The organism is Bacillus cereus group sp. BfR-BA-01316 (assembly GCF_022664195.1).
In the GTDB taxonomy this organism is placed as follows: domain Bacteria; phylum Bacillota; class Bacilli; order Bacillales; family Bacillaceae_G; genus Bacillus_A.
On the sequence record NZ_JAKUGX010000009.1, the window covers coordinates 94,357 to 115,303 of the forward strand.

Sequence of the window (20,947 nt, forward strand, 5' to 3'; positions counted from 1 at the left end):
AATTTTATATTTTTCTATTAAGACCCTATCTCTTTCTTATAAGCAACATAAGAATAACCCATCGTTAGTCCTACTGCACCGATAATAATGCCAATCACCAAGAAAGATTTCCCTGCCACCGGTGCAAAACTACTTAACATCATAACAACCCCTAATACAACAAACACTTTTCCGCTAAAACGGTGTGTCTTTCTCCACACTTCTTCGTTACTTAACGTCCAAGGGGTTTTTATGCCTACAAAGTAATTTGGTTTGCACTGTGGTAAATAGTTTCCAATGACTATAAATAAAAGACCAACAATAATATACGGTGTACTATTCATCAGAACTTGATAACCTAATCCAGCTCCAATTCCAATGATATTTACTAAAAATAATACGAATAGTACGCTATAATTCATTACCTTATATCCTTTAGAAAACTTATCATAATTCCCATGCTTCGGATCTATCATAGGCAATACAGTCAATAATGCATATATGAAAACCATAATTGCTATATCAAAAATCATCATTCCCATTTTTGACATATGCCCATCTACCTCACCAGCAACGTTCCAATGACTCGGAACCTCTTCTGGTAAATATGGCCATGCGATGCACCATACAATAATCGTTAAAGCAATTAATAATAACGGAAATACATGCTTCCTCATTTCCCCTCTTCCCCCTTATTCGTAAACGTAAACACCCAAGTCAATAAATCTTGAAAGACAGTTGTGTTTAAAGAATACACAACGAATTGTCCTTTCTTTTCATCTTGAATAAGTTCAGCATTTTTAAGCGCACTTAAATGATGTGAAATACTTGGCTTCGTCATATTGAATTGTTCGGCAATTTCACCGGCAGTTAAATCACCCTCTTTTAATAAATCTAAAATTTTTCGCCTTGTTGGATCTGCTAATGCTTTAAATGCTTGATTCAATGTCTTTCTTCCTTCCACTAATTAGACATTTAGATATTTATCTAAATGTTAAAATGATTTCAGTCAATTGTCAATTATCTATGAGGCCCTTTTTACTTTTTCCACTTTTGACCTATACTGTTTACTATATAAATCCTGTTTAATCTTTCGTCATATAAATACGCCACAGCTATACTATGTATAACAAAAAAGGAAAGCCTATTCATTTGATTTCTTTGTTTTTACTTCGTACTGGGCAGAAAAAGGCTCTGACCGCTTCTATGCATGACTGGATCCTCTCTCTCCCCTAAAAAGACAAGTTCTATGTCGTCTTTTAAATTTTTATATTTATATAGCTCTCATTTCAACATAATGAAAAGACGAGAAACACATGGTACACTATAGCTACAATTGTTTTTTTGAGGAGGAATATACATATGTACAAAATCTTAATCGTTGAAGACGATCCAAATATTTCATCATTACTGCAATCTCACATTCAAAAGTACGGTTACGACGCTGTTGTTACTGAAAACTTTGATGATATTATGGAATCATTTAACGCTGTGAAACCACACCTTGTTTTACTTGATGTAAACTTACCGAAATTTGATGGATTCTACTGGTGCCGTCAAATTCGCCATGAATCTACTTGTCCAATTATTTTCATTTCGGCACGTGCAGGTGAAATGGAGCAAATTATGGCGATTGAAAGCGGTGCGGACGATTATATTACGAAACCGTTCCACTACGACGTTGTAATGGCAAAAATTAAAGGTCAATTACGCCGTATTTACGGTGATTATGCACCAAATATTTCTGAGCGTATCGTTGAAGTAGAAGGGCTTAAATTATTCCCTGAGCGTCCAGAAATTCATTTTGAATCTGAGCAAGTTCTTTTAACAAAGAAAGAGGCAATTTTAGCGGAAATGCTATTATCTAAATTCCCTCGTACAGCAAGCCGTGAAGATTTATTAGCTGCCCTTTGGGATGATGAGAGCTTCGTTGAAGAAAATACATTAAACGTAAACATCACGCGTCTTCGTAAAAAGTTTAATGAGCTTGGTATTGAGAACTCTATTGAAACAGTACGTGGACTTGGGTATCGTTTTAACGCAACTTGGAGTGAATAAGCATGAAGCTATTTTTACGTGATCATTTTGCATTTTTTCTACTATATGTATTAAACTTCGGAATTATTTTCGTTCTCTATGATGCAGTAGACGGATTTCAAAATAATAAATTTTACTTCATCGTTTTAAGTCTTTACTTATTCATCTGTTTCCTCGCTTATCGTTACGTTCGTAATCGTAGAATGTACCACAGATTAAGTGAACCACCAGAGAAAATGGAAGATGCGTTTATTGAAAGAGCGACTGCTCCTATGCCCCACGGTGTAAACGAGCTCGTTCGTACGCAATATCGTCTATTCCAAAAAGACCTACAAACATTCGAAGTAAAACAACAAGAACACCAATTATTTATTAACCATTGGGTACATCAAATGAAAACGCCCGTTTCTGTTATGCAACTTATGGTGCTTGAAATGGAAGATGAACATTTAATCCCGCAATTTAAAAAAGAGTTAGAGCGACTAAATCAAGGACTCGATATGGCTTTATACATGGCAAGGTTGAATAATTTCCATGAAGATTTCCATGTTGAGACGATTTCATTAAAAGATACTGTAACAAAAAATATTAACGGATTAAAAGAACTATTCATTCGAAACGGGGTCTTCCCTGTTTTAGAAGTTCATTCAGATTTAAAAGTTACTTCTGATGCGAAATGGCTAAAGTTCATCATTTATCAGTTAATGACAAATGCTGTTCGGTATTCTGGTGAACGCGGAAAGAAAGTTTTCTTATCAGCTTATCGAAATGGAAAAGATATTATTTTAGAAGTTCGTGATGAAGGCGTCGGTATTCCGCAAGAAGATGTTCGAAGAGTATTTGAACCATTTTACACTGGGAAAAATGGTCGTACATTCGGAGAATCTACTGGTATGGGACTTTATATCGTAAGTAAAATTTGTGATTATTTAGGTCATTCTGTGAAACTAGACTCTGAAGTTGGTAAAGGAACGACGATTAAAATCATCTTCCACAACGCTGCAAATAATCAAGCAGAAAATACAGAGAAGGTGACCAAAGCATGACCATAACATATGCTAGCAAAATGTATGAGAATATACTCTCATACATTTTTTGCAATAAAACTGCATATTGGCCTTCTAACGGGAGGTACATATTATGACATTTTGGCAATTTGCATTTAAAAATGTAACGCGCAACTCAAGAGCTTATTTTGCCTATTTTTTAAGCAGTGCCTTTTCCATTGCTGTTTTCTTTTCGTTTGCTGTTTATTTATTTCATCCGAAATTACAAAATTTCAGTATGATCTCTGAAATTTCAGGATTAATGATTTTTTCAGAAGTTGTCATTGTACTGTTCTCTTTCTTCTTTTTACTATATTCAATCGGATCGTTTTTAAAAGTTCGAAAAAAACAATTTGGGATTTTAGCCATTTTAGGTATATCGAAAAAGCAATTACATCGTCTCGTTTTTACGGAAAATATGTTAATTGGTATTTTATCTATCTTTTTCGGCATGCAGTTTGGGTTTGTTTTTTCGCAATTTTTCTTATTAGTGACAGCGAAAATTACGCACGTACCAGGTATATATTTATACGGGCCTACTAACGCGATCATTTTAACGACCATCGTTTTTCTTAGTCTTTTTATCATTGTATCTGCATTCACACCAATGCTTATTCGTACAAAAAAAGCGGTACATCTTTTAAAAACAAATGGCGGAAAACAAAAAGAAAGAAAACCATCCATATTTATCTCTTTATTTGGTGCAATCTGTTTATTAGGTGGTTATGCGTTAGCTGCAAATCCTAAATATTTCTTCTCAATAAACCCGCAAGTAGGCGTTATATATATGGTTTCAAGTATTTTCGTGATTCCAACACTTGTTACAATTGGGACATATTTTTTCTTTTCTCAAATTAGTTTCTTACTTATTTATATTTTAAAGAAAAGAAGAACGTTTTATATGAAACAGATTAATATGCTTTGGATTTCGGATTTAGCAAGCCGTATTCGAACGAATATCAATATGCTTTTTATTGTAGCGATGCTATCTACAATCGCCTTCACAATGATTACATTTCTATATGGATTTGGAAAGTTTACAAAGCTAGAGGTTACGAGAAGTTCACCTTTTCCATTTTCTTATTTTTCATATGACGCAAATCCTTTTGTCAACGAGCATTTAACTTGGCTTGAACAGCAGTTACAAAAGGAAAATTTCTCTTATAAAAAGATAAAGGCTGATTTATATGAAACACCACTGAAAGAAGATGAAGGTATAACAGCTTATAATGACATATATGCAATGAAACAAAGTGACTATAATAAACTTGCAGCTGCCCTGCGAATGAAACAACTATTCATGAGCGATAACGAAGCATATGTCTTAAGCGGTAGCGCTTATTTCACCTTATTCAGCGAGTTTGAGCCAAGCTACAATAGAAAATCCATTACACTTTCTAGCACAAATACGATATTACAAGTAAAGGGCTATGAACAAGCAGGAGCCATTCCATCTGACTTTTCATATCAAACTTTAATTTTACCGGACGCTGTTGTAAACAGCTTACCAAGTACAATAAAGCATGTATCAGCGTACAATTATAAAGTACAAAACTGGGAAAAAACGTATGAAATTGCTGATGAGTTTATACGAAAAGTACAAAAGGATCGACAAGAATTCCAGTACGAAGGGCCTCTTATACGCTCCTATGAATCAGCAGGCTTATTATATAAAATCACATCAGGAAGTGCTGCATACTTCCTAATTGGGACATTCTTAGGGGTTATCTTCTTCATTGGAGCTGGTAGCGTTCTTTACTTTAGAATGTATACCGATTTAACGAACGAACAAGAGAAGTATATAACGATTTCAAAAATTGGCGTAACAGATGCAGAAATGAGACGCTCTGCAACCATTCAACTTAGTATTTTATTTTTCGTTCCGTACATTATGGCATCCATTCATACAATGTTTGCAACAAAGATGCTACAAGATGTAATTGGTTTATCATTGTTTACTGAAATTGCAACTGTTCTTATTATTTTTGGAGTCGTTGAAATCGTATTTTTCTTATTCATTCGTTCGCTTTATATGCAAAAATTATCACAGTATACTAATGGGCAAAATATTTAAAACAAACTTGATGAAAAGAGTATGAGGGAACCTCTCCCCATACTCCTTTCACGTTAACTCTATTAGGAGGTTTAGGTGAATGACATTTTGGCAGTTTGCATTTAAAAACGTGACGCGGAACGCCAGAGCTTATTTCGCCTATTTTGTAAGCAGTGCGTTTTCCATTGCAATTTTTTTCTCATTTGCAGTTTATTTATTTCATCCTAAATTGCATATGACAGACGTTAATTATGCTCTGAACATATTAATGACAATTTCAGAAGTTGTCATTGTATTCTTTTCATTTTTCTTTTTACTATATTCGATCGGTACCTTTTTAAAGGTACGAAAAAAACAGTTTGGGATTTTAACAGTACTTGGCATATCTCAAAAGCAGTTAAAGAGGCTTGTATTTCTAGAAAACATGTTAATTGGTGTCCTTTCCATATTTTTTGGCATTCAATTTGGCCTTGTCTTTTCACAGTTCTTTCTATTAGTTACCGCCAAAATCACACATGTACCTGGTCTATATTTATACTGGCCTACAAGTGCTATTATTTTAACAATAATAATCTTTTTCGGACTCTTTATTCTCGTATCTTCCTTTACACCGATGCTAATCCGTACGAGAAAAGCTGTACGACTTTTGCAAGAAGGTGAAAAACAAAAAGAAAGAAAAGCATCTGTACTCATCTCTCTCTTTGGCGCGACATGTTTAATATCGGGATATGCTTTATCAGCGAATCCGCTATATTTTATGTCACTAGGAGATATCGCTGGACTTTTATACGCCGCCGCCAGTATATTTGTCATTCCATCACTTGCTGCAGCTGGGACATATTTTTTCTTCTCACAAATTAGCTTCTTACTCATTCGTATATTAAAAGCGCGAAGAAAGTTTTATATGAAACGTATTAATATGCTTTGGATTTCTGATTTAGCAACTCGTATTCGGACAAATATTAACATGCTCTTCATTGTGACGATGTTATCAACGCTCGCTTTCACAATGATTACATTCTTATATGGGTTTGGGAAATTCACAAAGTTTGATGAAATAAGGCAAAACCCTTTCCCTTTTACTTATTTATCACATACTGAAAATACGTTAGCCGATGAACATTTAAATTGGTTAGAACAAAAATTTAACGAAGAGCAGTTTACTTATAAGAAATTTAAAACAGATATATATGAAGTATCTTCGGCGGAAGAAAGCCCGCAGCTCTATTATGCAATTAAACAAATTGACTACAACATACTGGCTAATGCATTAAACTGGGAACATCTCAACGTAAAAAATAATGAATCTTATATCCTTATTAAAGATTTAGACAGTCAAGTTATTGGAACCATTCATGATCAAAAAGCAAAAAATACTCTTACGCTGAACCAAAATTCTTTACAGTTACAAATAAAAGAATATAAAAGTTATAACCCGTTCCCAAATAGCTTAATATCACAGTTAGTCGTATTATCTGATGAAAATGTAGAAGCATTATCAAACGTTTCAAAACAGATGAGTGTATATAGTTTCAAAGTGAACGATTGGGAAAAAGCACATGACATTGGTTCAGCATTTACAACAAAAATTAATAAAGATAATGAAGCTATCCAAGCAGAACACCCACCTTTCCATGCAAGTGAAGCGAGCGATTCTCTATACAAAACAAAACTAAATGTCGCTTCGTTCTTCTTAATCGGTACTTTCCTAGGTGTCATTTTCTTTATCGGTGCTGGCAGCGTTCTTTACTTCCGTATGTATACAGATTTAACAAATGAGCAGGAAAAGTATATAACGATTACAAAAATCGGTTTAACAGAAACTGAGATGAAACAGTCCGCTACAATCCAACTTGCTATCTTATTCTTTGTTCCTTACATTATGGCATCCATCCATACGATGTTTGCGACAAAGATGTTGCAAGAAATATTAAATCTCTCATTATTCGCTGAGATTACAGTTGTACTTGTAATCTTTGGAACGGTTGAAATTCTCTTTTTCCTTTTAATTCGTTCCTTTTATATGCAAAAATTATCACAACATATTAAGTTTTAACGAATAGAAAGGTGATTATTATGGAAGAAGTATTACACATAAAAAACGTCTCAAAAGTGTATGAAGGAAAAGTCCCTCATACTGCTTTAAAAAATATAAATTTACACGTAGATAAAGGTGAATTCGTTGCGATTATGGGACCTTCTGGAAGCGGAAAATCTACATTTTTAAACGTTATCTCTACAATTGATTCACCTACTTCTGGTGAAGTCATTATTAACGGAAAACAACCGCACACGTTCCGCAGAGAGAAGCTTGCTATTTTCCGTCGCCAAGAGTTAGGATTTGTTTTCCAAAACTTTAACCTACTAGATACACTGACAATCGGTGAAAATATCGTACTACCTTTAACGTTAGATAATGTCCCTTTGAAAGAAATGGACGAAAAACTCGATAACATCTCAACAAAACTTGGAATTGATCATATTTTGGACAAGCGTATTTTTGAAGTTTCTGGAGGACAAGCACAACGTACCGCGGTAGCACGTGCTGTTATTCATAATCCGTCACTTCTACTTGCGGATGAACCGACAGGAAACTTAGATTCGAAAGCGGCAATTGATGTAATGGAGTTATTTACGAAGTTAAATAAAGAAGAGGATGCAACGATTTTAATGGTTACTCACGATCCGTTTGCAGCTAGTTATTGTAACCGCGTCATCTTCATTAAAGATGGTGGACTTTACAATGAACTGCACCGCGGACTATATCGCGAGAAATTTTATCAAGAAATATTAGATGTTTTAGCATTATTAGGAGGAAGACGTGGATGACGTTTTGGCAATTTGCATTTAAAAATGTCACGCGTAATTCTAAAGCATATTTCGCTTATTTTGTAAGCAGTGCATTTTCCATTATGGTTTTCTTTTCATTTACTGTATATGCATATCACCCGCGCTTACACAATGTACAAAGCTTTCAAGAACGGGATCCTCTAATGAATTTAGCTAGTACAGCACAGTTTGTTATCGTTCTGTTCTCGTTCTTCTTTCTCTTATATTCAATCGGAACATTTTTAAATGTACGAAAGCAACAATTCGGGATACTCACTATTCTTGGTATCTCACAGAGACAACTAAAAAGACTTTTATTTACCGAAAACATGATAATCGGGATATTGTCTATCTTTATCGGTATTCAAGGTGGGCTTGTATTTTCTAATTTTTTCTTATTAGTCACTTCGAAATTGACAAGTGCGAAAGGCCTTTATTTATATTGGCCAACAGAAGCGATTATCGTTACAACCGTTACCTTTATCATTTTATTTTTAATTGTTTCTACGTTTACACCCATATTTATTCGTACTCGTAAAACAACGCAGCTCATTAAGGGGACCAAAAAAGAAAAGAACGAAAAAAAACCATCTATACTCATTTCGATATTCGCTTTAACTTGTTTAGGACTATGTTATTATATTGCCGGTTATCCACAAGGCTACGTAACAGAAAAAAATGTACAAAATGGCTCTGTAGTCTTTATTATGTTATCTATTTTACCGCTCGTAGTAGTCGGAACATATTTTTTCTTTTCACAAACATTTCTTCTCTTTATCTACATTTTAAAACAGCGAAGAAAGTTTTATCTGAAACAAATAAATATGTTATGGATTTCAGATTTAGTTGCTCGTACCCGTAGTAATATTAATGTACTCTTTATCGTTTCTATGCTATCTGCACTTGCATTTACAATCATTATCGGGTTATTTGCTGCAAATAACCATACGAAAGCATCGATATTAGAACGATATCCAATACCATTCACCTATACTTCAGAAGGTGATAATGCATTTGAACAAAAACATATTACTACTATTGAAACTGCACTTACAAATGCTAATTTTCAATATAACAAATATAAATTTACCGTTTTAAAAGATACAGCTTTAAAAGAGTCAATTGCCATTATGAAAATGAGTGATTATAACGCATTAGCTAAACAATTAAATAGGGCAGAAATCACTCTCGATTCTACACAAGTTTATATTATTTCTCGCTATTCGCCAGAGTTATTAAATCTCGTGTCAAACCCATTTGCGAAGCAGGACACTATTACACTTGGCTCTAATAAAAAGAAATTTCATATTAAAGGCTTTATTAATAAAGGAATCGAACCATCCTTTGCATTACCTCATTTAATCGTTATGCAAGATAGTGTGATTGAAAATATGATTCCTCATATTGAAACAATTACAGTTTATAACTACTTCGTGGAAAATTGGGAAAATGCAATTGTCCCCACAAAAAATATATTAAAAAGCTTAGATCATGATGCAAACAACTTGTATGAAGCACATAAGGATGAAGAAGGTTTTATCAAACCGTTTTATATTCATACAGCTACAGATGAACTCGTTCACAGTAAAGAAAATGCGGTTGCTCAATTCTTTATTTGGGCATTTCTCGGCTTTATTTTCTTCATTGGTGCAGCTAGTGTTTTATACTTCCGTATGTATAACGACTTAACTTCTGAAAAACAAAAGTACATTACGATTACAAAACTCGGTTTAACAGAATCAGAAATGTTTCGCTCTGCAACGATTCAATTAGGAATTTTATTTTTCGTTCCTTATATCGTTGCTGGTGTTCACACATTATTTGCGGTTAAGTTTTTACAAAGCATGTTCGCTTTCTCTTTACTAAAAGAGTTATTAATCATCCTCACTTTATTCGGGATTATCGAGATCATTTTCTTCTTCTTAATCCGCTCCCTGTACATTAATAAATTATCACAGCATATTAGAACATGAATAAAATGGCCTTGTGCAATACGCACAAGGCCATTTTCAATAGTTTTTAATAATTAGCAGCAGTATCCACCATAGCCGCCGCCATAACCACCATAACCGCCACCATAACCGCCACAACCGCCGCCTCCGCCGAAGCAGCTAGCACCGATAATGATTAATAAAATAAACAATACGATTAGAAGCGCAAAACCGCCTCCGCAGCCACGTCTGCGATCGAAATCATCATGTCTGCGGTCGCAATCATCATGTCTGTGTTCACACTTTTCGCCCATTATTCTATTCCTCCTTTAGTATCATTCATAACAAGTTCTTCTTGTTCTAAATGAGGGGATTCCATTTATAGTATGTTTTCAGGGCAAATAGGAAGCTTGGCATTCCTAAAAACGGGCTTGTTTCGTGAAAAGGGCTGCAAAAAAAAGATACCTGTTAAGGTATCTTCTAAAGAAACATATTTAATAAAAGAGCAAAGCCGAATGCAATAAATGATAACAATGTCTCCAGTACCGTCCACGTTTTAAACGTTTCCTTCACCGTCAAACCTAAATACTCTTTTACAAGCCAGAACCCTGCATCATTTACGTGAGAAAACATTAATGAACCAGCCCCCGTCGCTATAACGAGCAATTCTAAATTCACACCAGACATGTGCTGGATAACCGGTGAAACAATTCCTGCTGCTGTCGTTAATGCTACTGTGGCTGATCCTGTTGCAATTCTAATTAATCCAGCTACCATGAAAGCTAATACAATTGGTGATAATGAAATATGCTCTGCCATTTGAGCGATTGGTGTTCCGACACCGCTTTCAATTAATATTTGTTTAAATCCACCACCTGCACCGATAATTAAAATAATTGAACCGACCGGTAATAAACTTTCATCTGTTAATTTTTTAATCATCTTTTTATCAATACCTTGTCGTATACCTAATAAATAAAATGCTGCGAAACATGAAATAAGTAAAGCAATCACTGGGCTTCCAATAAAGATTAAAAATTCCGTCATTTTTTTCGGTAATGAAATATATGGTGCGACTACTGATAAAATCATTAAGACTACTGGTAATAAAATGATAAAGAATGAAGCTTTACGACTTGGTAAATCGGTAGATACTGTTCTAACACGAACAAGTTCTGGTTCATTTTCAGGTATAACTCGCTTATGTACCCACTTTGCAAATACCGGCCCTGCGATAATTGCTGTTGGTAACGCGATAATTAATGAATACAATAGTACCTTCCCTAAATTCGCATTATAAATACCGATTGCTGTCATCGCACCTGGATGCGGCGGCACAAGTCCATGTACTATGGATAATCCCGCAATAACAGGCAAAGCAATTAATAATATATTTTGCTTCGTTGTTTTTCGAATAGAAATAACGAGTGGTAATAAGATGACGATCCCTACTTCAAAAAACACTGGAATCCCGATTACAAATCCAGCAAATAACATTGCCCAAGGTAATTTTTTCACCCCGAAGAATCGAATGAAGAAATCTGCTACTTGCATGCCAGCCCCTGAATCAGACATCATTTTACCCAAAATCGTACCGAGAGCTAAAATACCAACTAAATGCCCTAGTACACTTCCAACACCAGTTTCATAGGCAGTAACAATTTTGGCCAAGTTCAATCCAGACATGATAGCTAAAAATAGACTAGCAACCGTTAAACTAATAAACGCATGCCATTTCCACCACGATACTCCTAAAATAACAATTGCGATTGCAATTAACGTGACGATTAATAAGTATATATCCATATCTCATTCCCCTTACTTTTATAAAAAAAGAGGGAATATCCCCTCTTTTTTATACGTCATAATTAACTACATAATGCTGCATTTCCGTATTGTAGTAGCCTTCACTATATTCAATTACTTCGCCTACTTCATCGTAAGAATAACGCATACGTTTTAATAATGCTGTTCCCTCTTTTTCTCCTAATGCTTCTGCAACGAAATTAGGCGCAAATCCAACAGCGAATTCATCTCTGAAGTTTTCTAAATGTATACCACGGTCCTCGACTAGATCATAAAGCGATTGTAAGTCAAAGTCCGATAAGTCTGTACTTGCCATTTGTGCTGAGAAATAGTGCGTATAATGAATGTACGGAGTATCATTTAAAGCATATAGACGCTCAATACGAAAACTCTCTTTACCGAATAATCGAAATGGCACTGTTCCTTCTTCATTATGAACTACTTCTGCCTTTAACAATTTCTTTTGTACTTTATATCCTTCTTCCACTAACACTTCTGTAAATTTCTTCCCTTTTGAAAGCTTTGTGGCAGAAGTATTACGGATGACCCTCGTTCCTTTACCACTTTTCTTTTCTAAATATCCTTCTTGAACGAGTTCTTTAATTGCGTTTCGCACTGTAATTTTACTCACTTTGAACTCTTCTTCTAATTGTGGTTCAGAAGGAATATTTGTATGAATGGCATAAACACCATGTAATATTCGATCACGAATAATATTTTTAATTTGTAAATATAATGGACCTCTTTTTCTCGTTACGTTCACCGTTACACCCTCTACCTTTCTACATCACCTACTGATGCCTTCATTGCCCGAAGTATATCTTTCTCTGATGACATTGGCGTATCACCGACGATTGTATGCGCAAGCATTCCAGCTGCTGACGCAAATGAAACAGCTTTCTCTGGTGCAAACTCTTCTATCTCGCCATGAATAATTCCGCTCGTATAAGCATCTCCAGCACCTATTCTATCATATACAGAAAACGTAAGTGTTTTTGCAAAAGTGAACGTTCCATCTTTACATATGAATCCGCGAAGCGAATGTGTATTATCACCGTTAATAGAACGATGTGTACCAGCAATTGTAGCAATATTATATATTTCAGCGACTTTTGGAATAAGATCGACAAGCTGTGCTTCCCGCTCAGTCTCTTCTGTTTTCATTCCAAGAACAAACATCGCATCTTTTTCATTCATCATTACAATATCGGCTAGCCCCAGCATTTCTTCATAATGCGGTTTCGCCTGTTCATACCCCTCTTCTCCCCAAAGCGATGGACGATAGTTGCAATCAAAAACAACAGTACCTCCGTTTTCCTTTACCGCTTTCGCTAAAGATTTCATATGATGACGAACAGTATCATTCATCGCAAGTGTAATACCGCAAAAATGAACGATATCAATTTCCTTTGCGATTTCTTCAAATTGATACATCTCTTCAGATGCCGTATTGAAACTACTTTCTAGTCGATTCGAATATGTAACGCGGCTTGCACGTGCCCCAAATCCATTTTCTAAAAAGTACATGCCAACATATTTACCGCCTCTTGAAATAAACGGTGCCTGAATGCCTAATTTTTGAATATGCGGTACCGCAGCATCTCCAACTGAATTTTCCGGTAAAGTTGAAATAAGAAATCCTTCATGCCCTAGATGTGAAAGTGCTGCTGCAACATTCACACCTGTACTAGAAAATGAGTAATTTAATGTGTTTGCTTGCGATAGCAATTCATATCCCGGCACTTGCAGGCGCATCATTACTTCGCCGAACGCTGCAATTTTCTTACGCATATTGATCAACTAAGTTCTTCACTACTGCTAATAATTCACGAACATCTTCTACTTTCGTATTACCAGTTTCTTTATCAATAATAGAAGAGTATACGTGCGGGATAACTTGTTCTACATTTGCCTCTAACGCAATACGTACAATTGTTTCAAAGTTCTCTTTATCAATTCCGCCTGTTGGCTCTAGTGCGAATCCTTCTTCAGCACAAGCTTTCGCAACCACGCGATACTCTTCTTCATGAGCTAAACCTTTCATCGGGAAGTATTTCAATGAATTTCCGCCCATATCACGTACAAGTGCGATCGCTGTTTTAATTGGAACGATTGCTTGTTCTTCCCCAGCCGCACTAATTGGGCCAGTAGAAATATTTACGTAACCTACTTTTCCTGTAGGGGATACTAAACTATTAATCCAGCTATCTTTCCCGCCAAGATTTGCGCGCGTTGCTCCAACTGAAGGGAACACTTGGTTAATATGACTACCAGGATAATGCTTCGCAATTTCAGCTACAACCGCCGCTTGACGATTATCTCCAGCACCTAGTCCGATTGATACAGCGTCATCAATTTCTTTTCCGTATGCTTTCATCGCTGTAACTGCTTCTTCTACTGTCGGATAATCTTTTGATAACACACCGACTACTACATAACCTTCTGCTGCTTCGAAAATGTCTTTCGCATTCTCGATATTGTTCGCTAATACATTTAATGCTACGCGGCCTTTATAAAAACGTTTTTGAATGTTTGTCATTTTAGTTTCCCCCTACAATTTCTCTCATTTTTTCTTCAATAACATGTATATCATCACCTTGAAGTGGACGTGGATCAATATCAAAGAATCCTTGTCTTACTCCATAATCACGTGTGTAAATTGCGATGTCCCCTTCGCGTAACGCGGTCACAACATCTTTTGCTGTTTTATTTAACTCTTTCTCGTTAATTTGAATACGTGCTCTAAAGATCGCTCTTCCTGCTTCATCTTGAACGATCGTTACATTTACACCGTTTAATTCCTTCAGCGGCATAAGTACTTGTAACAACTCTTTTTCTTGCTGGCTCTTATCTTCTTTTACTCCGTATTCATCAAGCGCTTGAAGTAAGCCAAAAGTCGTCTCTTTCCCAACTTTCATACTTCTTCCGATGCAATGTAATTGCACTTTCAGCCATTCAATATATTTTCGTTTACCGCCAACGATACCAGAAGTAGGTCCTTCAATTGCCTTTGAACCGCTATAAATTGCAAGGTCTGAATACTTCACATATTTTTGAATATCTTCTTCAGCTGCCGCATCGACGATAAGTGGCACATTATTTCGCTGCGCTACTTCCCATGCTTCTTCAACAGAAATCATATTTTTTTGCACTGCATGATGTGATTTTACATAAAGAATCGCAGCTGTATTTTCACCAATCGCATCTTCAATATGTTCTGCTTTCCCTTCATTTGCGTAACCTACTTCAACGAGCTTACCTCCGCCTAAATAAATCATCGTTTCAACAGGAGCACCGTATTGAACGTTATGACCTTTTAACATAATCACTTCATTTTTCGCGATGACTTCTTGATGAAGTCTTTCACTTTTGCGGCGATTTCCTTCTGTCACAAGTGCTGCGATAGAAAGCGCAATTCCGCTCGATGCTGAATTCACAACAACTGCCGCCTCTGAATCTAGAATTCTCGCAATATGGTCCCCCGCTTTATCTACTAAATCGGCAATTTCCACATAATTTTGTCCACCATGCTTCATCGCATCCATGACTGTATCTGTAGGAGCCGATACACCTAAAATACTCATTCTACCGCTCGCATTAATAACTCTTTTTAATCCGTACTTAGCATTCAATGAATGACCCATTAATTACAATCCCTTTCGTATCAATTCTTCTTTCAGCAATGCGCTGATCCCCTTCTGAATCAATTAACGTAATCGGTTCATCTTTAACCGTAAACAAAGTTAAGTTTGCAATATCCCCTTCTTGAATGCGGCCAAGCTCTGGTTTTTTTATCCATTCTGCTGCATTTTTCGTAACCGCATCAATCACTTCTTCAAGTGTGTAACCTAAGTAAAGGAATTTCGAAAGAACGTTAGCCATACTGTAAACTGGACCATGTATACGATTCTTCCGGTAAATATCTGTACTAATTGTATTAAAGGCAATGCCGTGACGCTTCGCTGCCTCTGCTACTTTAAAAGAAAAACTAGCATTACCGTGACCAACATCTAAATGCACACCGCGTTTCACTGCATCTAGTAATACAGGTAGCGGTTTTCCTTCTTCATCAAATAAATTATTTTCTTTCCCGTTTAAGTAATGTGTAATCACATCACCTTTTTCTAAAAGTGGTACAACTTCCTCTATACGCGGAGGTGCTGATCCGATATGTACCATAATCGGTAATGATGTTTCGCGAGATAAAGAGCGTGCAACATGAAGCGGTTCAATTCCACTATCACAAACGACACTTTTACTCATTCTCGCTTTTAATCCAACGATTACATCTTTATACTTTTCTACTGCTTCTATCACTTTCTCTTTATCTATCCATTCCATATTGGATAATTCATCAATTCGTTTCAAACCGATGCGAGAAATATTTAAAAAGGCAAATAAATTCGTTTTTGCCTGCTCTCTACTTAATACTAAATCTGTAATACGATCAGCCCCGCAGCTACCCGCATCAACAATTGTCGTTACCCCTTGCTTAACGCCAATTTCATCCACCTCATCGCCATACGGATCAAACTCTGGAAAAGCATGAACGTGCAAATCAATCCAGCCACTCGATACGTAAGTACCTGAGTAATCAAGAACCTCTCCACCCACGCCAGCACCAGCTTTCGTCACCTCAGCGATTTTATTATTTTCAACTACAATGTCAACCTCTTCCCCGTTCACACGCTTCACATTACGTAGCACGAATCGTTCTGTCATTGTATTTCCACCCTTTTCTATAAGAAGCCATAAGAATACGCTTACATTAAAGTTTCATTTTATATCTCTTTTACACGTTTAGCGTAACACAAAAAAAGGGAGAAGTAAATATAACGTTATAATGTTTAATTGTACGTTACTTCCTCCTCTAATGTGAATTTGAAATAAAGTCGTTCCACTAAAGGACAATTTTGTGGAAGAACACTTAGAATATTATAAATTGAAATGAGCATCTTGGAGAATTTTCATTAAATATCCGGACAGCCTATATGTAGGAGGGATGTTCTTGGGATTTCGGATTTTATTATTTATAATCTTAATCAGTTTTCATTTATCAACGATGGTTAGCGCAGAGACCCCACCACTCACGGCTATGGATTAAAAAGGGTAATCAAGAAATACAAATCACAAAGAATCAATATGTGTATTCTCCGAAATGGTCTTATGATGGTAGGTTTATTGGTTATATTGATAGTGATGAACAGGCGGAAAAATCTAATCTATTCATTTATGATACTAAGGAGAAAATAAGCTATCAGCCTTATGTGAGGGTCGTAACATCTGACTTTAAGTGGTCACCAAACAAAAATCAATTAGCCTACACCGATCAAGGTTTATTAAACATTACAAAAACAAAGAATGGTCGCCCGCAAGGTTTTGAAAATGTATCACTTGGGGTTAGTGATTTCGAATGGTTCCCGAATGGGAAGGAATTTATCGTTTCCTCACAATCCTGCTTGCGTCCTACTGGATGGGGACCAATCCCACTTTATAGAATTCCAGTAGATGCAAGTCTTGCTACAAATAAAGTGAAACCTTTTTATACGATTCAAACAAATGAAAATGATTTATTTTCGATTAATGCTAACTATTTTAAGTGGAGTTCTGATGGAAAGTGGATTAGTTTTTTAGCCACCCCTACCGCTTCCTTGTCAATGGATAGCAATACGTTATGTGCAATCTCATCAAAAGGAGAGCACTTTCAAGCGATTGGTAAAATGCTAGGGTTCAAAGACTGGATGAAGTGGGCTCCATCAGCCAATCAACTGGCCTATATTTCAGGAGAAGGAAGATTTTTTGTAGAAAACAAAAAATTCACAGTTGCAGACATAATAACATTAACGCAACAAAAGGAATACACACCTGTAGGTTATGTAGACCTTGATTTGGAATGGTTCTCACCAGACAAAGTGATTGTGGCTCGTGCAAAAGAGAACAAGGAATGGAAGGAAGGTCCTGTTCCGACGATGGTCACAACGCTTTATATTATCAATATAAAAACAAAAGAACAAAGACAAATCTCGTTCCCCAAAAAGAATGAACTTGATGAAGATCCTCAAGTTGTTGAATCTTATCTTACTTGGTTTCGCAAGAAGACAAATGTATATAAAGGTGATGTTTGGGTGAAGAATGGTTTAAATGGTCAAGAGTATATATGGCTGAAGAATGTTGATGAGGCTCCAATTTTTTTCACTCTGAATGAAAGCCGTTGAGAATATTTTAATTACAATCTTCTTCCTATGAAGATTGCTTTTTCTATTATTAAGAATTGTACCTGTTCCTCTATTTTGATTCTCCTATTATGGGAAAATCAAACTTTATCCCGCTATTTGCGGGTAGTAAGACTCCCACCTCAAAATTCGGCGAATGCGAGGTGGGAGTCGGGCTGCCCGTAAAAGCCCGATTGGTGAAGGCTAATAATCAGTGGGGGATGGACAAAACCCCCACTGATTAAAGTTTCACTTTATTTCAAAGGAACATCTATTCTTGAACCGTCACAATAACCCCGTCCATATTATTCCCCGAAATCTCATACTGCTTATTCACCGGAATATTTACGCTCATGCGATTTGAAACTTTATAATAAGAAACCGTGTATTTCTTCCCTTCAACATCAGTCGAAATTTCTTTTTCCTCTTTTAAGAAGTCCAAATATTCCTCTAATGTAATTTTCTTTTTTTGCATAATTGCGCTATGAGGTAGGCCGACATAACGTATATGCCACGGCTCATATTGAATGCCCGTAATGTTACTTTTATTTTTCGGATAACGTAAAACAAATCCGTATTTCCATACGTTATCTTCAATCCATTTTCCTTCAGGAGCTTTCTCCATTTTCTTTTGAGTTGATCCAACGTCCAGCGATAATCCTAAATTATGCTCACTATATCCTGGTGGAAGTGCATAATCGGATCCCATTTTTTCATATAGCTGTCTTTGCTCTTGGAAATCTCGATAGCCACTACTAATCAAAAAATGATTAACACTTTCTTTTCCAGCTGCATCAACAACGTTTAAAAACTTTTTCACAACTTCCTTTGATAAACGCAGATTTCTATCGAATATCACATAACCTCTTACTAATTCACTATTGTGATTTACATTTATAATATCAGACCTAATACTATCTTTTTTTACTGGGTAATCTTTGTTAACTAATAATAGATTTCCCTTATAAATCTCTTCTTTTGTAACCTCTATCTTTTCAATATTCGCCGATTTTACCTTATTAGCTTTTTCTGCAATTTTAACATCGATATCCTTTTGAAATAATGGTGATATATAAAAGCCTACACAGACTGTACATAATATAAAAAGAGAAATAAATACCCACTTTTTCATTTCTAGTTCCTCCTTAACGTAACTTACGTATAGAATAGAAAAAACTATTAAAATAAAAAGTGGGGTAAAGTTTAAATTTTTATTAAATTTCCGCAGTCTCTTCTTTCGGTAATCTCACTTCAAATACAGTTCGAATTACATTACTTTCAGCAGTGATTGTCCCATTATGCTGCTCGACAATATTTTTAGCGATAAATAGTCCAAGACCTGTTCCGCCCTGCTGCTCCGATCTTGCTTTATCACCTGTATAAAACATATCAAAAAGATACGGTAAATCTTCTTCTGGAATGCTATCTCCGTAATTTATAATTTGTACAACTACCTCTTCAAGATCAATATATCCGTTCACATCAACAAACTTTCCATCATACCCATAGCGAATTGCATTCGTTAAAAGATTTTCAAATACTCGTGCTAATAATTTTCCATCACCATTAATAGGTAAATGAGGAGCAATATTCAATCTCGCTTCTAAATCCTTTTTTTCTAATAACGGATATAACTCTTCATCTAACTGTATAAGTAATTCACTTATATCAATTGGTCTTTTTTCAATTTGCAACATGCCATAATTCATTCTCGTTATTTCAAATAATTCATCAATTAAACTTTCCAGTCTTTCGGATTTCGTAAAAGCAATTGTGGAAAAATGTTTGATTTGTTCCTTCGTCAAATTTTCATCTTTAAGAATTAAATCTAAATAACCTAAAACAGATGTTAATGGCGTTCTTAAATCGTGAGCTAAGTTAACAATGAGCTGATCCTTACTACTTTCCGCAAAATCTCCTCGTTCAACTGCTTCTTTTAATTTCTCACTCGCTACATTCATTTCGCGGGCGATATATCCAAACTCATCATTTGATAAAACCCGAACTTGATTTGTAAAATCTCCGTTCGCAAGATGATGAATCCCATTAGAAATCTCATCAAAATATTTTAAATACGGTCTAGTAAGGAAGAAGAAAAACATAATGGACAGAGGAATAAATATAATTAAAAAGAAATTAATGTCCCCAATTTGTCTTACCATTGAACGAAATTGAGCTAAAGGATCCTCATAACGGACTACTGATTTATAGTAAAGCCGTAATCCTTCATAAATCATATACGTTACGCCACCAGCTAATATCATACTTAACGCAAATAGCATAACCATCTTCGAGCGAAAGCTTCTCATCTTTTTAGCCATTGAAAGTATAACCTACTCCCCACACTGTTTTTATTAACTTATTCTTTCTTTTATCTTCTCCAAGTTTTTTACGCAAAGTACGGATATGTACCATAACTGTATTTCCACTTTCGTAATACCCTTCAGCCCATACTTGCTGAAAAATATTTTCCACACTGTACACTTTCTTCGGATGACTTGCTAATAAATATAAAATATCAAATTCTTTCGGTGTTAACTCAATTGGCTCTCCGTACACATTTACCGTTCTTTGTTCAGGATCAATAACAACTCCACCTACTTCTAAAGCAGATTTATTCTCCACTACTTTCGGTTGATTTAACGTAAGAAAACGGCGTAATTGTGCATTTACACGCGCGACTAATTCAATCGGTGTGAAAGGCTTCGTCATATAATCATCCGCACCAAGCACAAGACCTGTTACTTTATCAAAATCAGATGTTTTCGCACTTAAGAAAATAATCGGCATATGATGCTTGGCGCGAATTTGGCGCGTCACTTCATAACCATCCATTTTCGGCATCATAATATCTAAAACCACTAAATCGATTGGCTGAGTTTCAATAACATGAACTGCCTCTTCTCCATCAACTGCTTTAACGACGTGGTAACCTTCTTTTTCTAAATGTATCGCAATTAAATCAGCAATTTCCGCCTCATCATCAGCTATTAAAATTGAAATATGCTTCATTTTAATCCCCCTACTTCATTCCGTTTTCATACGCTCGATTGT

At 35.7% G+C, this 20,947-nt stretch carries 18 protein-coding genes and 1 pseudogene; 7 read left to right on the top strand and 12 right to left on the bottom strand.

What is annotated here, in order from left to right; genetic code table 11:
• Positions 1–17: 17 nt before the first annotated feature.
• A complete protein-coding gene (locus tag MR071_RS10020) occupies positions 18–656 on the bottom strand; it encodes an SdpI family protein (protein WP_242235865.1) in 639 nt (212 codons plus the stop codon).
• The gene (locus tag MR071_RS10025) at positions 653–925 is read right to left on the bottom strand and encodes an autorepressor SdpR family transcription factor (RefSeq protein WP_002067754.1); all 273 of its coding nucleotides are present in this window, start codon (positions 923–925) and stop codon (positions 653–655) included. Before MR071_RS10025 ends, MR071_RS10020 begins: the two co-directional genes overlap by 4 nt.
• Before the next feature lie 416 nt (positions 926–1,341).
• Here MR071_RS10025 and MR071_RS10030 point away from each other — a divergent pair, with 416 nt between their 5' ends.
• The 6 genes from MR071_RS10030 to MR071_RS10055 all read left to right on the top strand — a co-directional run bounded on the left by MR071_RS10030 (position 1,342) and on the right by MR071_RS10055 (position 9,917).
• On the top strand, positions 1,342–2,037 hold the full coding sequence (locus MR071_RS10030; RefSeq protein WP_105585896.1) for a response regulator transcription factor: 696 nt from the start codon (positions 1,342–1,344) through the stop codon (positions 2,035–2,037).
• A gap of 2 nt (positions 2,038–2,039) precedes the next feature.
• A complete protein-coding gene (locus MR071_RS10035) occupies positions 2,040–3,062 on the top strand; it encodes a sensor histidine kinase (protein ID WP_105585895.1) in 1,023 nt (340 codons plus the stop codon).
• Positions 3,063–3,156: 94 nt separating this feature from the next.
• Positions 3,157–5,136, top strand: coding sequence for an FtsX-like permease family protein (locus MR071_RS10040; RefSeq protein ID WP_105585894.1), 1,980 nt, complete (start codon positions 3,157–3,159; stop codon positions 5,134–5,136).
• A 79-nt stretch (positions 5,137–5,215) separates the two neighbouring features.
• Positions 5,216–7,171 (top strand): FtsX-like permease family protein, encoded by a 1,956-nt coding sequence (locus MR071_RS10045; protein ID WP_105585893.1) that lies wholly within the window; start codon positions 5,216–5,218, stop codon positions 7,169–7,171.
• Positions 7,172–7,191: 20 nt separating this feature from the next.
• On the top strand, positions 7,192–7,944 hold the full coding sequence (locus MR071_RS10050) for an ABC transporter ATP-binding protein (protein WP_105585892.1): 753 nt from the start codon (positions 7,192–7,194) through the stop codon (positions 7,942–7,944).
• Positions 7,941–9,917, top strand: coding sequence for an ABC transporter permease (locus MR071_RS10055; protein WP_242235867.1), 1,977 nt, complete (start codon positions 7,941–7,943; stop codon positions 9,915–9,917). The genes MR071_RS10050 and MR071_RS10055 overlap by 4 nt, the downstream gene beginning before the upstream one ends.
• A gap of 53 nt (positions 9,918–9,970) precedes the next feature.
• Here MR071_RS10055 and MR071_RS10060 read toward each other — a convergent pair whose 3' ends face one another.
• The 7 genes from MR071_RS10060 to MR071_RS10090 form a co-directional block, all read right to left on the bottom strand.
• A complete protein-coding gene (locus MR071_RS10060; RefSeq protein ID WP_105585890.1) occupies positions 9,971–10,189 on the bottom strand; it encodes a YjcZ family sporulation protein in 219 nt (72 codons plus the stop codon).
• Positions 10,190–10,355: 166 nt separating this feature from the next.
• A complete protein-coding gene (gene gntP / locus MR071_RS10065; protein WP_242235869.1) occupies positions 10,356–11,681 on the bottom strand; it encodes a gluconate permease GntP in 1,326 nt (441 codons plus the stop codon).
• Positions 11,682–11,730: 49 nt separating this feature from the next.
• A complete protein-coding gene (locus tag MR071_RS10070) occupies positions 11,731–12,444 on the bottom strand; it encodes a GntR family transcriptional regulator (protein ID WP_105585888.1) in 714 nt (237 codons plus the stop codon).
• 11 nt (positions 12,445–12,455) lie between these two features.
• Positions 12,456–13,472 carry a sugar kinase gene (locus MR071_RS10075; protein ID WP_242235870.1) on the bottom strand — a complete coding sequence of 339 codons (1,017 nt, stop codon included), beginning with the start codon at positions 13,470–13,472 and terminating at the stop codon, positions 12,456–12,458.
• Positions 13,465–14,220, bottom strand: a complete 756-nt coding sequence (gene dagF / locus MR071_RS10080) for a 2-dehydro-3-deoxy-phosphogluconate aldolase (RefSeq protein WP_242235872.1) — start codon at positions 14,218–14,220, stop codon at positions 13,465–13,467. The genes MR071_RS10075 and dagF overlap by 8 nt, the downstream gene beginning before the upstream one ends.
• A gap of 1 nt (position 14,221) precedes the next feature.
• Complete coding sequence (locus MR071_RS10085; protein WP_105585886.1) at positions 14,222–15,325, bottom strand: DgaE family pyridoxal phosphate-dependent ammonia lyase; 1,104 nt, start codon at positions 15,323–15,325, stop codon at positions 14,222–14,224.
• Positions 15,303–16,403 carry an amidohydrolase/deacetylase family metallohydrolase gene (locus MR071_RS10090; protein ID WP_242235876.1) on the bottom strand — a complete coding sequence of 367 codons (1,101 nt, stop codon included), beginning with the start codon at positions 16,401–16,403 and terminating at the stop codon, positions 15,303–15,305. Before MR071_RS10090 ends, MR071_RS10085 begins: the two co-directional genes overlap by 23 nt.
• A 286-nt stretch (positions 16,404–16,689) precedes the next feature.
• Between MR071_RS10090 and MR071_RS10095 the strand changes: the two are divergent.
• A pseudogene (locus MR071_RS10095) lies at positions 16,690–17,896 on the top strand (translocation protein TolB).
• A 268-nt stretch (positions 17,897–18,164) separates the two neighbouring features.
• Here the strand turns inward: MR071_RS10095 and MR071_RS10100 are convergent.
• From MR071_RS10100 to MR071_RS10110, 3 genes are all read right to left on the bottom strand, one after another.
• Positions 18,165–19,025: a M15 family metallopeptidase gene (locus MR071_RS10100; RefSeq protein WP_105585883.1), complete on the bottom strand. Its 861-nt coding sequence runs from the start codon at positions 19,023–19,025 to the stop codon at positions 18,165–18,167.
• 82 nt (positions 19,026–19,107) lie between these two features.
• Complete coding sequence (locus tag MR071_RS10105) at positions 19,108–20,214, bottom strand: HAMP domain-containing sensor histidine kinase (RefSeq protein WP_242235879.1); 1,107 nt, start codon at positions 20,212–20,214, stop codon at positions 19,108–19,110.
• A complete protein-coding gene (locus MR071_RS10110; protein ID WP_105585881.1) occupies positions 20,207–20,905 on the bottom strand; it encodes a response regulator transcription factor in 699 nt (232 codons plus the stop codon). Before MR071_RS10110 ends, MR071_RS10105 begins: the two co-directional genes overlap by 8 nt.
• Positions 20,906–20,947 lie beyond the last annotated feature (42 nt).